Origin of the sequence: Curtobacterium sp. MCBD17_030 (assembly GCF_003224255.1) — a bacterium.
GTDB lineage: Bacteria > Actinomycetota > Actinomycetes > Actinomycetales > Microbacteriaceae > Curtobacterium.
In genome coordinates, this window is the sequence record NZ_QKLI01000026.1 from 28,218 (window position 1) to 42,975 (window position 14,758).

A 14,758-nucleotide genomic window follows, 5' to 3' on the forward strand; every position below is an offset into this window, starting at 1 on the left:
CGGAATGCCAGGGCGTGGCGCGCCAGCCACGTGGGATCCCGCCCACTCGCGGTGGCGCCGTGGTCGGGAGGCGCGTGACGCGACCTGCGGACTGGAGCGGGGCCTCCCGTCCGGCGAGGCTCGCTCGTCCACCCCGCGAGTGGGCGGAACACCAGGGTGCCGCGCGTCGGTCCGGTGGGATTCCTCCCGTTCGCGGTCAGGTGACGAGCGAGACGAACCTCCTGCGGCACGCCGCGTGGCGATCGGAAGGGAGCTGCTGGCTGGCGATCGGAAGGGAGCTGCTGGCTGGCGAGCGGGCGGAACACCACGGGCTCCAGCAGAAGATGACGGGGGAATATCCGCCTGCTCAACCTCGCCGACCCGGACGGGAGGCCGGCAGCGGTCCCGCGAGCCGGTTGCGGGCCTCCCGTGGCGACACCACGGCCGCGAGCGGGCAGAAGACCAGTCGTGCCGGCGACACCACGCCGGCACTCCGCCCGCTCGCGCTCACCCGCTCCCTCATCGGCATCCCGGCTCGCGGCTCCCGCTCGCCCCCGGCTCGCTGCCCCGCCCGACCGGCCGCGCGTGCGTTCGTCCGACCACTCGCCGCCAGCTGCCGGACCTCCGGTCCGCAGGGGGCCCGGGGCGTCGGCGCACGGAAGTAGGATCGCGGTATGTCTGCCGCGAATGACCGCCTCGTCTGGATCGACTGTGAGATGACGGGCCTCGACGTCGAGGTCGACGAGCTCGTGGAGGTCGCTGTGGTCATCACGGACTTCGACCTCAACCCCGTGCACCCCGGGTTCGACATCGTCATCAAGCCGGACCAGTCGGCACTCGACAACATGAACGACTTCGTCACGAAGATGCACACGACGTCGGGCCTCATCGACGAGATCCCGAACGGTGTGTCCCTCGCGGACGCCGAGTACCAGGTCCTCGAGTACATCCTCGCCCACGTCCCGACCGAGGGGTCCGCTCCCCTGGCCGGCAACACGATCGGCACGGACCGTGCGTTCCTGGCGAAGTACATGCCGCGGATCGACAACCACCTGCACTACCGGAGCGTCGACGTCTCGAGCATCAAGGAACTCTGCCGTCGCTGGTTCCCGCGCGTGTACTTCAACTCGCCCGAGAAGCACGGGGGGCACCGCGCCCTCGCCGACATCCTCGAGTCGATCCGTGAGCTCGAGTACTACCGCCGCGCCGGCTTCACCCCGGAGCCGGGCCCGGCGAGCGACGACGTGAAGGCCGTCGCGGCCGAGGTCGTGGCGAAGTGGGAGTCGCGCCTGGCCCCGCAGTCCAGCGCCGAACCGCAGCCGGAGCCGACCCCGCAGGCCGGCGAGTAGCGACGGTGGTCCGGGCAGGCGTCCGGATGTACTACAATCGAGTGGTTGCTCCGGCTCGCCGGATTGACTCATGGTGGGTATAGCTCAGCTGGTAGAGCGCCTGGTTGTGGTCCAGGAGGTCGCGGGTTCAAGCCCCGTTACTCACCCCAGTTCCGCGAAGGCCCCCGTCCGCAGGACGGGGGCCTTCGTCGTGCGGACGTCGTGTGGAGGGTCGTGCCGGCGTGTCCACGCCGACCAGGACACGTCCGGGCAGCTGTGCCACGATCCTCCCGTGATGGAGATGTCGACCGAGGCCTTCGAACAGCTCGTGACCGACGAGCTCGACCTCCTGCCCGACGACATGGTCGACGGGCTCGACAATGTCGTCTTCGTGGTCGAGGACGAGCCCGAAGACGGCTCCGACCTGTTCGGCGTCTACGACGGCGTCGCCCAGACCGAGCGCGGCCAGTACGGCTTCGGGGAGCTCCCGGACCGGATCGTCGTGTTCCGCAAGCAACACCTGCTCGAGTGCGACACCCTGGAGGACCTCAAAGACGAGGTGCACACCACGCTCGTGCACGAGATCGGTCACTTCTACGGCATCGACGACGAACGGCTGCACGAACTCGGCTGGGCGTAGCGCCGTCCCTACGACCGGAGCACCTCGTCGGCGAGGGTCTGCGGCATCTCGGCAGCGATGAACGCCTCCTCCTGCCGGGCCCACCGTTCCCACTGCCGCGCGAACGTCTCGCCGTCCCGGTCGAGTGCGCGGCGACGACGCTCGCCCTCCTCCGCGGTCAACCACACTCGGAAGGTCGCCAGCGGTGCCGACGCGCGGGACAACGCCCCGCACCCTTCGATGACGATCGGCGCGGCGGGGTCCACCGGAACCCAGTCCGCAGGCGCAGAAGTCGCCCAGTCCCACCGCCGGTACCCGGAGGGGGCCCCGAGCACGTCCCGAACGACGCTGTCGGCAGCAGCCTGGAGGCCGTCCCACCCCGGGTAGACATCGTCCAGATGGACGATGGTCGCGTCGAGTTCCGCCGCGAGAGCGTTCCCGAGCGTCGTCTTGCCGGTCCCCGAGCGTCCGTCCACGAGGACCACGAGACGGTCGTTCCGAGCCGTCCGGGAGGGGGCGTTCCGTGCCGTCCGGAAGGCCGACCGCGCGCGGGAAGCGAGCGCCCCCGTCGAGGCGATCCGGGCCTCCAGGCCGTCGGCGTCCGCTCCCGACGCAGCCGGTGCGTCGACGTCAGGCACGCCAGGTGCCCGCGAGGAGGGCAGCGACGACCGCGAACGCGCCGATGCCGACCAGGACCGCCACCATCGCCCACTCGGGACCGGCGAACCGGACTGGACGTGCCCAGGTGCGTCTGCCGGGCGCACCGAATCCGCGGGACTCCATGGCCACCGCGAGCGTTGTCGCTCGACGCAACGCGACCACGAGCAACCCGAATGCCATCGACAGGCCGCGACGCATGCGACCACTGTCCGCGACACCCCGGGCGCGCCGTGCCATCGCGAGCTGCCGCCAGTCGTCGCCGAGCAGGGTCATCATGCGGACAGCGGCCAGGGCACCGAGGACGAACCGAGCCGGAAGGTGGAGGATCTGCGCGAGCCCGTCCGCCAGGTCCGTGACGTCCGTCCTGATGAACAGGACGATGCCCGGCACGCCGACGGCGAGGACACGCAACATCGTCGCGAGCGCCAGCTGCAACGACCCGTCGGTGACGTGCGCGAAGGCCAAGTCGAACCAGACACGCCCGGACGGCTGCCCGTACAGGGCGATGCTCACGCCGGTCAACGGGACAGCGACCAGGACCGGGGACGTGCGCAGGAGGAGGGTGCGGACGGGGATGCGGAGCAACGGCAGGAGCGCGAGTTCGAGCAGCAGCGCGACCGTCGCGGACACCAGGTCGAGGCTGAGGACCAGCACGACACCCAGTGCGATCACCCCGAGCAGCGATGCCACCGGTTGCACGGAGGCAACTCCACGCCCGGGACGGACGGGAGGCTCGGCACCGGTCCGACCACTCAGTGCGGTCGACGGGGCGGTCACCGTGGTTCCCCCGTGGAAGTGACGACCGGCGCTGCCGGGATCAGGCCGTCCGCGTGGAGGACGACCTCGTCAGCGTCGAGCGCTCGGACGAGATCTCGATCGTGTGTCACCACGACGACGGCGGTCCCGGCATCGGCGAGGGCGCCGAGCTGCTCGACCACGGCACTCCAGGTGGCTCGGTCCTGACCGGAGGTCGGTTCGTCGAGCACGAGGACCGGCGGGCGTGTCGCGATCACCGCTGCGATCGCGAGCCGCCGTTGCTCACCGCCGGAGAGCGTGAAGGGGTTCGCGTCGCCCAGGTGGTCGAGCCGGAACCTGTCGAGCAGTTCGGTGACCCGCTCGTCGATCGCGGCAGCGGGCATCCCGAGCGCGGCCGGGCCGGCGACGAGTTCCTCGCGGACGGAGCGCGCGATGAACTGGTGTTCCGGGTCCTGGAAGACGGTACCGATCCGGGCGGCGAGCTCGCGGCTGGACCAGGAGTACGGAGCCGTTCCGGTCGGGGCGGTTCCGGTCGGCGCCGGGCTCGCTGTTCCGACCAGGACCGGGGTGGCCTCCAGCGTTCCGGCAGCGGGGCGGAGGAGCCCCGCGAGAGTGAGCCCGAGGGTGCTCTTGCCGACGCCGTTCGCCCCGGTGACGGCGAGCACCCGTCCGCTCCGGACCTCGAGGTCGATGTCGTGACCAACGTGGAGCGCCTGGTCGAAGCCGCGCCTGCGTCGTCTGCTGCTCCGGCTCGCGCTCCGACTGGTCGCCAGGCCGCGCGCGCGGAGCAGTGCGGTCCCGCCCGTCGTGGGGTGGGCCTCCTGTCCGGCCGCTCCCGCGCCGAGCGGGCGGAACACCACGGTCTCGGGGACTGCGTCCCCTGGCATTCCGCCCGCTCGCGCGGGACGTGGGGCTTCCGGCTCCCCCACGGCGCCGAGCGGGCGAGATCCCCCGGCGTCCGCGTCGCCCGACCCTGGCATTCCGCCCGCTCGCGCTGGCCGTGCGGCTTCCGGCCCGCCCGCGCCGCCGAGCGGGCGAGATCCCCCGGTGTCCGCATCGCCGGACCCTGGCATTCCGCGCGCTCGCGTAGCGCGGCGGAGGGCGACTCCGCGCGACGCTCCACCGGAGGACGCACCGCCACGGGGTGCACTCCGCGCCGAACCGACTGCGGGTTCGCTCCCCGGGATCCACACCCCGCCGCGCTCGAGCGCGTCCCCGTGGGCAGCGAGCACGACGTCGGGGGGGCCGTCGGCGGCGACTCCGCCCCCCGGCTCGAGCAACACGAGCCGGTCGACCAGGTCGAGCCACGTGCCGATGCGGTGCTCGACCACGAGCATCGTCGCTCCGGTGTCGTCGAGGAGCGCCCGGACAGCGTCGTGCACCTGGCCGACGCCCGCGGGGTCGAGGTTGGCGCTGGGTTCGTCGAGCACGAGGGCGCCCGGACGCATCGCGAGCACCCCGGCGAGCGCGAGCCGCTGCCGTTGCCCACCGGAGAGCTGCGTGGTGGACCGGCCGAGCGGGAGGTCGAGCCCGACGATGTCGAGCGCGTGCTGCACCCGCGGCCAGATCTCGTGGCGTGGGACGCCGAGGTTCTCGCAGCCGAACGCGACGTCGTCGCCGACCCGCGACATCACCGTGTGCGCTTCGGGGTCCTGCATGACGAGGCCGACGCGTCCTCGGACGGTCCGCGGGTCGGCACCGTCGATCAGGACGACACCCTCGACCGAGGCCGCGGTGTCGTCGCCGTCGTCGGGGTCGTCGGCGAGGACACCGACCGCAGCACGGAGGAGTGTCGACTTGCCGGCGCCGGACGGACCGACGACGGCGACGCGCTCGCCCGGGAGGATGTCGAGGTCGACGTTCCGGACGGCCCAGGTCTGCCGCTCGGGGTACCGCCATCCCCAGCCCTGGAACACGAGGTGCGCCGGACGGGCCGCCGACGACGCGCCGGATCCCGCGTCGGTCGTCACGCTGCGGAGGATCGTGGCCGGCGCCCGTGCTCCCGTCCGGCCGCGAAGGAGGAGAGCACCCCGGTCCGGGCGAGTGCGCGGACGAGCAGCCAGGACCCGATGCCCGCGATCACCACGCCGGAGATGATCGCGCAGATCACGTACGTCACCTGGAACGAGGCGGTCGCTCCCGCGTAGTACCGGAACGCGTCGTTCAGGCCGAGCGCGAGACCGGTCGCGGCTCCGGCGAGCATGACCACGGGCAGCTTCCACACCCGGTAGAGGAACAGCGCGAGGACGATCTCGGCGCCGACGCCCTGGACCAGCCCGGAGAGCAGTGTCCCCCAGCCCCACTGTGTGCCGAGCATGGCCTCGACCGATGCGGCGACGATCTCGCCGAAGAGCGCTGCACCCGGCTTGCGGACGACGATGGCGACGAGCGGTCCGGCGAGCAGCCAGACGCCGCCGACCAGTGCCTGCGAACCCGGGAGGACCAGGCCGAGACCCGCGCCGATCGGCTCGTAGGCGAAGTCCCAGAGCTTGAAGACGACGCCGACCGCGACCGCGAGGACCGCGGCGACGACGATGTCGACGACACGCCAGCGGAGCGAGCGCTTCGAGACGGGGCGTTCGATGGACGTTTCGGTAGGTGCGCCAGTGGACATCGCGATGACTCCTCCCTGCGCCGGCATGATCCGGATCAGGTTCGACGGTCGGAGCGCGGTTCGCTCCCTCTCAGCCCGCTCTGGCGGACTCCCGTGTGTGTCCCAGCAGTGTACCCATCGGACAGGAGGCCCGTGGTCCGTCACCACGAGCCTCCTGTCCGTCAGGTGGTCACTTCTTGAGCGCGCGGATGAGCTTGACGAGCACCTTGCCGGCGACCCAGATCACCGGGATGCTGATCGTGAGGAGCGAGATGACGTTCGGCTCGAAGGCGAGGTCCTGTCCGGGACGACGGACGTAGGCGCCGACGGGGAGCGAAACGGCACCGCCGCCGCCACCACCGGCCCCGTCTTCGTCGGCGTCCGAGCCGCCGCCGAAGCCGTACCAGTTGACGGAGACGGGGATCAGGGTGCTGTCCCCGACGTCCACCGGGTCGCCGTAGTTGGAGGCGACGCCGACGGGCCGCACCTTGTCTGCGATCTGCGTGACGATGTTGGTCATGGCGGCGACGCTACTCCGCGCGCACTGGCTGGCGGACGGGCCGTGACGAACTGTGGAGGAGTTCGACTCGACGTCCGTCCTGTGCAGGACTGAGCAGGCCTGTCCGACCAACGCTTGTGGAGGGCCGCAACGCTCCACAGTGCGCGTCCCGGGCCCGGACATCACAGGGGCCCGCCGATACGTTGGCCCAGTTCATCTCTTCTGGAGGCACGTTTGCACACCTGGCCCGGCAACCCCTACCCGCTCGGCGCGACCTACGACGGCAGCGGCACGAACTTCGCTGTGTTCAGCGAGGTCGCCGAAGGGGTCGAGCTCTGCCTGTTCGATGCCGACGGGACCGAAGAACGGGTCCGACTCGTCGAGGTCGACGCCCACGTGTGGCACGCCTACCTGCCCACCGTCGGCCCGGGCCAGGAGTACGGCTTCCGCGTCCACGCCCCGTACGACCCGACGAACGGCGTCCGCTCGAACCCGGCGAAGCTCCTCCTCGACCCGTACGCGAAGGCGACGAGCGGCGACATCGACTGGGACCAGTCCCTCTTCTCGTACACGTTCGGCGACCCGGACTCGACGAACGACGAAGACTCGGCTTCCCACATGGTCAAGGGCGTGGTCATCAACCCGTTCTTCGACTGGCAGGGCGACCGCGCACCCCGCATCCCGTACGGCGAGACCGTCATCTACGAGGCGCACGTCAAGGGCCTCACCGAGACGCACCCCGACGTACCCGAAGAGCAGCGCGGTACCTACGCTGGCGTCTCACACCCGGCCGTCATCGAGCACCTCAAGCGCTTGGGCGTGACGACGCTCGAGCTCATGCCGGTGCACCAGTTCGTGAACGACTCGACGCTGCAGGACAAGGGGCTGTCGAACTACTGGGGCTACAACACCATCGGGTTCTTCGCGCCGCACTCGCACTACTCGTCCTCGGGCGACGGCGGGCAGCAGGTGCAGGAGTTCAAGACGATGGTGCGCGAACTGCACCGTGCCGGTATAGAGGTCGTCATCGACGTCGTCTACAACCACACCGCCGAGGGCAACCACCTCGGCCCGACGCTGTCCTTCCGCGGTCTCGACAACGCGGCGTACTACCGCCTGATGGACGACGACAAGCGGTACTACATGGACGTGACGGGCACCGGCAACTCGCTCAACGTCGGGCACCCGCACTCGCTGCAGCTGATCATGGACTCCCTCCGCTACTGGGTGACCGAGATGCACGTCGACGGCTTCCGCTTCGACCTCGCCGCAGCCCTGGCCCGGGAGTTCTACGAGGTCGACCGGCTCTCCGCCTTCTTCGAACTGGTGCAGCAGGACCCGATCGTGTCGCAGGTGAAGCTCATCGCCGAGCCGTGGGACGTCGGCCCCGGCGGCTACCAGGTGGGCAACTTCCCGCCGCAGTGGTCGGAGTGGAACGGCAAGTACCGCGACACCGTGCGCGACTTCTGGCGGGGCGAGCCGTCCACCCTCGGCGAGTTCGCATCGCGCATCTCGGGATCCGCCGACCTGTACGAGCACGACGGCCGCACGCCCAAGGCGAGCATCAACTTCATCACCGCCCACGACGGCTTCACGCTGTACGACCTGGTGGCCTACAACGAGAAGCACAACGACGCCAACGGTGAGGACAACAACGACGGCGAGAGCCACAACCGCTCGTGGAACTCCGGCATCGAAGGCCCCACGGACGACCCGGAGGTCACCGCACTCCGACTGCAGCGCCGCCGCAACTTCATCGCCACGCTCCTGCTGAGTCAGGGTGTGCCGATGATCGCCCATGGCGACGAACTCGGCCGCACGCAGCAGGGCAACAACAACGTCTACGCGCAGGACTCCGAACTGAGCTGGATCGACTGGGCGACCGCCGACGACGAGCTCATCCAGTTCACCGCTGACGTCGTGAAGCTCCGGCACGACCACCCGACCTTCCGACGGACCCGGTACTTCAACGGTCGACCGGTGCGCCGTGGTGAGGGCGAACCGTTGCCCGACGTGGTCTGGCTGACCCCGGCCGGCGACGCCATGCAGCCCGAAGAGTGGGACTCCGGCTTCGGCAAGAGCGTCGGGATGTACCTGAACGGCGAGGGCATCCGCGGACGTGACGCCCGCGGGGAGCGCATCACCGACGTGGCCTTCCTGACGTACTTCAACGCGCACGACGGTGTCGTGACCTTCACGCTCCCCCCGGAGGAGTACTCGCCCGGGTGGACCGTCCGCATCGACACCGCTGAACCCGGAGCGCGGGACGAGGTCCTCGAAGCCGGGGACGCGCTCGACGTCCCCGCCCGCTCGATGATCGTCCTCCGTGCCGAGCCCGAGCACGAGATCCAGCGCACCCCGGTCGACACGGCGCACGAGGACGAGCCGGAGCACCCAGCAGCCACCCCGACGAACCCGGCCGGATCGGCCGCGCCGAGCGCGGTCGGGACGACCGGATCCGGGGCCGACACGGCGCCGGACGCGACGGCGCCGACGTCCGTGTCCGCCCGCCCCGACATCGATGACACCGCAGCTGCGCCCAGCGACGCCCCGGCTCCCGGGGCCCTCTCGCCCGACGGCGACGCACCCGCCGTCCCCCGTACCCAGACCGATCACGACACCATTGGGGACACCGAATGACCCGCCGAAACCCGACCTCCACATACCGTCTCCAGGTCACCGCCGAGTTCGACCTGAGGGCCGCGCAGGACGTCGTCGACTACGTCCGCGACCTCGGTGCCGACTGGCTCTACCTCTCCCCCGTGCTGCAGGCGGAGCCCGGCTCCGGTCACGGGTACGACGTCGTCGACCACACGCACGTCGACACCGAGCGTGGCGGCGACGACGCGCTCCGCGCCCTCGCCGAGGCAGCACACGCCGCGGGACTCGGCGTCCTCGTCGACGTCGTCCCGAACCACGTCGGCGTCGCGACCCCGGCCGTGAACCCGTGGTGGTGGTCGCTCCTCGAGCACGGCCAGGAGTCCCCCGTGGCCTGGGCGTTCGACATCGACTGGGCCGCCGGCTCGGGACGGATCCGCATCCCCGTGCTCGACGACCGGTTGCTCGATGCAGTCACCCTCGACGCCGGGAGCCCGGACGGCAAGGCCCCGCGGCTGCTCGTCGGTGAGACCGAGTACCCGACGGCTCCCGGCACCGTGCACGACGGTGACGACGTCGAGACCGTGCACGCCCGACAGCACTACGAGTTCGTCCACTGGAAGCGCGCCGACTCCGAGCTGAACTACAGACGGTTCTTCGCGGTCAACACGCTCGCCGCGATCCGTGTGGAGGAGCCCGAGGTGTTCGCCGCTTCGCATGGGGTCATCGGCTCCTGGTTCCGCGACGGCCTGGTCGACGGTCTGCGCATCGACCACCCGGACGGCCTCTACGACCCGGCGGGGTACCTCGACGACCTCGCCGACCTGACGGGCGGTGCGTACACGCTGGTGGAGAAGATCCTCGAGCCGGGCGAACTGCTGCCCTCGTCCTGGCCTGTGGACGGGACGACCGGTTACGACGCCCTCGGGTTCATCGACCGGGTGTTCGTCGACCCCGCCGGCGAAGCGCCCCTCACGGCGCTCGAGGACCGGTTGCGCGGCGAGCACGTGTCGTGGCAGGACCTGACGCACCGGACCCGTCGTGGGATCGCCGACGGCATCCTGAACAGTGAGGTCCGACGCTTGGCACGCCTCCTGGTCGTCGACCCGGCCGTGCAGGGCGATGCCACCTCCGTGTCCGCCTCTGGATCCGTCTCCGAGGACCGGATCGTCGATGCTGTCGCAGAGATCGTGGCGAGCTTCGAGGTCTACCGCACCTACCTGCCGGAGGGCATCCACCACTTGATCGAGGCACTCGAGGTCGCGGCGGAAGCCCGCCCCGACCTGGCCGACGTCATCGACCGCATCGCACCGGCACTGTGCGATGCGGACAACGCCGCCGCGATCCGCCTCCAACAGACCAGCGGCATGGTGATGGCCAAGGGCGTCGAGGACACCGCGTTCTACCGGACCTCGCGCCTGTCGTCCCTGAGCGAGGTCGGCGGCGACCCGAGCGTGTTCTCGGTCACCCTCGACGAGTTCCACGCCGCACAGCGCGAACGTCTCGCCAGCTGGCCGCATGCCATGACGACCCTGACGACGCACGACACGAAGCGCAGCGAGGACACCCGTGCTCGCATCGCTGTCCTCGCTGAACTCGGCGAGGAGTGGACGGCGACGTTCGACCGTCTCAACGCGCTCGCTCCGCTCGAGGACGGGGTGTTCGCCAACCTGCTCTGGCAGGCGATCGTCGGGGCCCGCCCGGCCTCACGCGAGCGTCTGCACGCCTACGCCGAGAAGGCGTCGCGAGAGGCCGGCAACAGCACGACGTGGACCGAGCCGAACGAGTCGTTCGAGCAGCAGATGCACGCGATCGTCGACGCCGCCTTCGACGACCCCGCGGTGGTCGCCGAGCTCGACGCGATCGACGAGCGGATCGACGCCGCCGGCTGGTCCAACGGTCTCGGGGCGAAGATCCTGCAGCTCACGGCGCCCGGCGTCCCGGACGTCTACCAGGGCACCGAGGCCTGGGACCGCTCGCTCGTCGACCCGGACAACCGTCGGCCCGTGGACTACGCCGAACGGCGGCACGTCCTCGCCTCGCTCGACGGTGCCGACGACGACGGCCCCGACGCGTTGCCCGGCATCGACCTGGGCGCCGCCGCGAAGACCCTCGTCACGAGCCGCGCACTCCGCGTCCGTCGCGACCACCCGGAGCTGTTCACCCGGTACGTCCCGCTCGACGCCACCGGCCCCGCAGCGGACCACGTGGTCGCCTTCGACCGCGGCGGGGTCGTGACGGTGGCCACGAGACTGCCCCTGGGCCTCCAGACCGTCGGCGGATGGGCGGACACGCTCCTGCACGTCGTGCCGGTGGAGCGCGTGGACCTGCTGACCGGGAGGCATCTCCCGGCTGACCGGGACCTCCTGCTCGACGAGATCCTCACCGACTTCCCCGTCGCACTGCTGGTGCCCGCGGACGTCGTCGACGGCGGTGGTCATGACGCCACGGACACGAGCACGTCCGACAGCACGAACCCCACCGCCGCGAACACCACCACCAGCAGCACCGAAGACAACGAGACCGACGCGCAGGCCGAGGTCGAGATCCTGGAGGGTCACGCATGACCAGTCCCGACCGCTACGGCGTCTGGGCCCCCGAGCCCGAGAACGTCCGCCTCGTCGTCGACGGCACCGAGTTCCCGCTCACCCGCGGGGACGACGGCTGGTGGACGACCGACGAGGTCCTCCCCGTCGTCGGAGCCCGGTACGGCTTCCGCATCGACGAGGATGAGTCCGTCCGGCCCGATCCGCGCAGCCGCTTCCAGCCCGAGGGCGTCCACGGGCCGTCCGAGGTCGTCGACCCGGCACGCTTCGCTTGGACGGACGACGCCTGGACCGGTCGACCGGTGCGGGGCGGTGTCATCTACGAGATGCACGTCGGCACTTACACGCCAGAGGGCACCCTCGACGCCGCTGCCGCGAAGCTCGAGCACCTGGTCGAGCTCGGGGTCGAGTTCGTCGAGCTGCTGCCCGTGAACGGCGTCAACGGTGAGTGGAACTGGGGTTACGACGGGGTCGCGTGGTACGCCGTGCACGCTCCCTACGGCGGCCCGGATGCCTACGACCGCTTCGTCGACCGCGCCCACGCCCTCGGTCTCGGCGTCATCCAGGACGTCGTCTACAACCACCTCGGTCCGAGCGGGAACTACCTGCCGCTCTACGGCCCGTACCTCGTGCAGGGGCTGGCCAACACCTGGGGCGACTCCGTCAACGTCGAAGAGCCCGAGGTCCGCCGGTACGTCCTGGACAACGTCCGGATGTGGTTCCGCGACCACCACGTCGACGGTCTGCGACTCGACGCCGTGCACGCGATCCGTGACACGACGCGACCGCACATCCTCGCCGAGATGGCCAGCGAGACCGACGCGTTCTCGGCGTTCACCAGCAAGCCGCTGTCACTCATCGCGGAATCGGATCTCAACGACCCGATCATGTTCCGCCCGCGCGAAGCCTCCGGCTACGGGCTCGCCGGCCAGTGGTCGGACGACTTCCACCACGCCGTGCACGTCGCCGTCACCGGGGAGACGAACGGCTACTACGCCGACTTCGCCCCGCTGACCGCCCTGGCGAAGGTGCTCGACCAGGGTTTCTTCCACGACGGAACCTGGTCGTCCTTCCGCGGCAAGCGTCACGGTCGGCCGATCGACCGCGGCACGTCGCCGACGACCGCCCTCGTCGTGGCGAACCAGAACCACGACCAGATCGGCAACCGCGCCGCCGGTGACCGTCTCGCCGCAACCGTGTCGGACGAAGGTCTCGTCATCGCCGCAGCGCTCACGCTGCTCGGCCCGTTCACCCCGATGCTCTTCATGGGTGAGGAGTTCGCCGCCACGACCCCGTGGCAGTTCTTCACCTCGCACCCGGAGCCGGAACTCGGCAAGGTCACCGCCGAGGGCCGGATCAAGGAGTTCGCCGAGCACGGTTGGGACGAGTCCACGGTCCCCGACCCGCAGGACCCGACGACGTTCACCAACTCCAAGCTCGACTGGTCTGACGTCGAGTCCGAGCGTGGAGCACGGATCCTCAACGCCTACCGGGTGCTCGTCGCCCTCCGGCGCACCGACGAGGCGTTCGTCGACCACCGCTACGAGGCGAACGCCGTCCGCTTCAGCGAGGACGAGCGATGGCTCGTGCTGACCCGCGGGCTGCTCGGCCCGACGGCAGCACCGGTCCACGTCGTCGTCAACCTGTCCGACGACCCTGCGGAGGTTCCGCTCGTCGGTGCCACCGGCGAGGTGCTGTTCAGCTTCGGCGACGCCGACTTCGACACCGACGGCGTCCGTTTCACGGGCCGAGGGCTCGTGGTGGTGCGCTGACCAGTTCAGCCGGCTGACCCAGCTCAGCCCCGTGACGGACGGGAGGCCCGGTACCAGCTGGTACCGGGCCTCCCGTTCGTCACGCGGCGCGTTCCGCTCAGGCGGGACGCTGCGTCGGAGAGACGTTCTTCGAGGCGTCGCGCTCCGGGATGTCCCCGAGGGCCTCGTCGATGCGCGCCATCGTGTCGGCGTCGAGCTTCACGCCTGCTGCCTTCACGTTGTCCTCGACCTGTGACGGACGCGAGGCACCGACGATCGCCGAGGCGACGTTCTCGTTCTGCAGGGTCCAGGCGACGGCGAGCTGGGCGAGGGTGAGCCCGGCCTCGTCAGCGACCGGCTGGAGACGCTGGACCGCCTCGAGGACCTCGTCGCGCATGTACCGCTTGATCATGTCCGCGCCGCCCTTCTCGTCCGTGGCACGGGAGCCCTGGGGCAGCGGCTGGCCCGGCTTGTACTTGCCGGTGAGGACACCCTGCGCGATCGGCGAGAACACGATCTGCGACAGACCGAGCTGCTTCGACGCGGGGACGACCTCGCCCTCGATGACGCGCCACAGCATCGAGTACTGCGGCTGGTTCGAGATGAGCTGGAAGCCGAGCTCCTTCGCGAGGGCGGCACCGGCACGGATCTGCTCCGCGGACCACTCGCTGACGCCGATGTACAGCGCCTTGCCCTGACGCACCACGTCCGCGAAGGCGTGCATGGTCTCTTCGAGCGGGGTCTCGTAGTCGTAGCGGTGGGCCTGGTACAGGTCGACGTAATCGGTCTGCAGACGCTCGAGCGAGCCGTTGATCGACTCCATGATGTGCTTGCGGCTGAGGCCGACGTCGTTGTGCCCCATCGGGCCGGTCGGCCAGTAGACCTTCGTGAAGACCTCGAGGGACTGACGACGCTCACCCCTGAGCGCTTCGCCGAGGACGGTCTCGGCCGCGGTGTTGGCGTAGGTGTCCGCGGTGTCGAACGTGGTGATGCCGGCGTCGAGCGCTGCCCGCACGCACTGTGTGGCGACGTCGTTCTCGACCTGCGAGCCGTGCGTCAGCCAGTTGCCGTAGGTGATCTCGGAGATCTTGAGTCCGGAGTTGCCCAGGTACCTGAATTCCATGGGTCCGACGCTACTGGAGTGAGCGCGCACCCGGGAGGCCGTGGCAGTACCTGTGTGCAGTCGGCTCCTCCGCTCCTCCGTTCCTCCGTTTGTCCCTCGGTCGCGCGCTGACCCGGCGCCAGCACGAGCGGGTGGCGCGAGCGGGCGGCGCGAGCGGGCGGCGCGAGCGAGCGAAATGTCAGGCCCCCGGTGGCGCCCTCCCCGCGAGCGGGCGACATGCCAGGCCCCCGTGCCCCGTTACTTTCTTTGCGCCCTGGTCAGGAGTGATCCTTGAGGGGTGTTGGCCTGTCGGGCCCGGCATGATCC

At 70.3% G+C, this 14,758-nt stretch carries 11 protein-coding genes, 1 tRNA gene and 1 riboswitch; of the genes, 6 read left to right on the top strand and 6 right to left on the bottom strand.

Annotated elements, in window-relative coordinates:
* The first annotated feature begins 653 nt into the window (after positions 1-653).
* From orn to DEI89_RS16015, 3 genes are all read left to right on the top strand, one after another.
* Complete coding sequence (gene orn, locus DEI89_RS16005) at positions 654-1,328, top strand: oligoribonuclease (protein WP_110905058.1); 675 nt, start codon at positions 654-656, stop codon at positions 1,326-1,328.
* A gap of 73 nt (positions 1,329-1,401) precedes the next feature.
* Positions 1,402-1,477: transfer RNA gene (locus tag DEI89_RS16010), tRNA-His, on the top strand.
* Between the two features lie 125 nt (positions 1,478-1,602).
* Positions 1,603-1,947, top strand: coding sequence for a metallopeptidase family protein (locus DEI89_RS16015; RefSeq protein ID WP_110905059.1), 345 nt, complete (start codon positions 1,603-1,605; stop codon positions 1,945-1,947).
* Between the two features lie 8 nt (positions 1,948-1,955).
* Here the strand turns inward: DEI89_RS16015 and DEI89_RS16020 are convergent, their stop codons facing one another.
* The 5 genes from DEI89_RS16020 to DEI89_RS16040 all read right to left on the bottom strand — a co-directional run bounded on the left by DEI89_RS16020 (position 1,956) and on the right by DEI89_RS16040 (position 6,455).
* Positions 1,956-2,564: an ATP-binding protein gene (locus tag DEI89_RS16020; protein ID WP_258366117.1), complete on the bottom strand. Its 609-nt coding sequence runs from the start codon at positions 2,562-2,564 to the stop codon at positions 1,956-1,958.
* Entirely contained in the window at positions 2,557-3,285 is a 729-nt protein-coding gene (locus DEI89_RS16025; RefSeq protein WP_258368994.1) for an energy-coupling factor transporter transmembrane protein EcfT, read from the bottom strand. Before DEI89_RS16025 ends, DEI89_RS16020 begins: the two co-directional genes overlap by 8 nt.
* 74 nt (positions 3,286-3,359) lie before the next feature.
* The gene (locus DEI89_RS18270) at positions 3,360-5,312 is read right to left on the bottom strand and encodes an ATP-binding cassette domain-containing protein (protein ID WP_309146539.1); all 1,953 of its coding nucleotides are present in this window, start codon (positions 5,310-5,312) and stop codon (positions 3,360-3,362) included.
* On the bottom strand, positions 5,309-5,956 hold the full coding sequence (locus DEI89_RS16035) for an ECF transporter S component (protein ID WP_110905070.1): 648 nt from the start codon (positions 5,954-5,956) through the stop codon (positions 5,309-5,311). Before DEI89_RS16035 ends, DEI89_RS18270 begins: the two co-directional genes overlap by 4 nt.
* Positions 5,951-6,061, bottom strand: a riboswitch (TPP riboswitch). (Overlaps the previous gene by 6 nt.)
* Positions 6,062-6,125: 64 nt before the next feature.
* A complete protein-coding gene (locus DEI89_RS16040; protein ID WP_110905060.1) occupies positions 6,126-6,455 on the bottom strand; it encodes a hypothetical protein in 330 nt (109 codons plus the stop codon).
* 213 nt (positions 6,456-6,668) lie between these two features.
* On the opposite strand from DEI89_RS16040, the gene glgX reads away from it, so the two are divergent.
* The 3 genes from glgX to treZ are packed head-to-tail and all read left to right on the top strand — an operon-like array spanning position 6,669 to position 13,350.
* Positions 6,669-9,074, top strand: coding sequence for a glycogen debranching protein GlgX (gene glgX, locus DEI89_RS16045; RefSeq protein ID WP_258366119.1), 2,406 nt, complete (start codon positions 6,669-6,671; stop codon positions 9,072-9,074).
* On the top strand, positions 9,071-11,599 hold the full coding sequence (treY, locus tag DEI89_RS16050) for a malto-oligosyltrehalose synthase (protein WP_110905061.1): 2,529 nt from the start codon (positions 9,071-9,073) through the stop codon (positions 11,597-11,599). The genes glgX and treY overlap by 4 nt, the downstream gene beginning before the upstream one ends.
* Positions 11,596-13,350: a malto-oligosyltrehalose trehalohydrolase gene (gene treZ, locus DEI89_RS16055; protein ID WP_110905062.1), complete on the top strand. Its 1,755-nt coding sequence runs from the start codon at positions 11,596-11,598 to the stop codon at positions 13,348-13,350. The genes treY and treZ overlap by 4 nt, the downstream gene beginning before the upstream one ends.
* A gap of 97 nt (positions 13,351-13,447) precedes the next feature.
* Here treZ and DEI89_RS16060 read toward each other — a convergent pair whose 3' ends face one another.
* On the bottom strand, positions 13,448-14,452 hold the full coding sequence (locus tag DEI89_RS16060; protein WP_110905063.1) for an aldo/keto reductase family protein: 1,005 nt from the start codon (positions 14,450-14,452) through the stop codon (positions 13,448-13,450).
* Between the last annotated feature and the right edge of the window lie 306 nt (positions 14,453-14,758).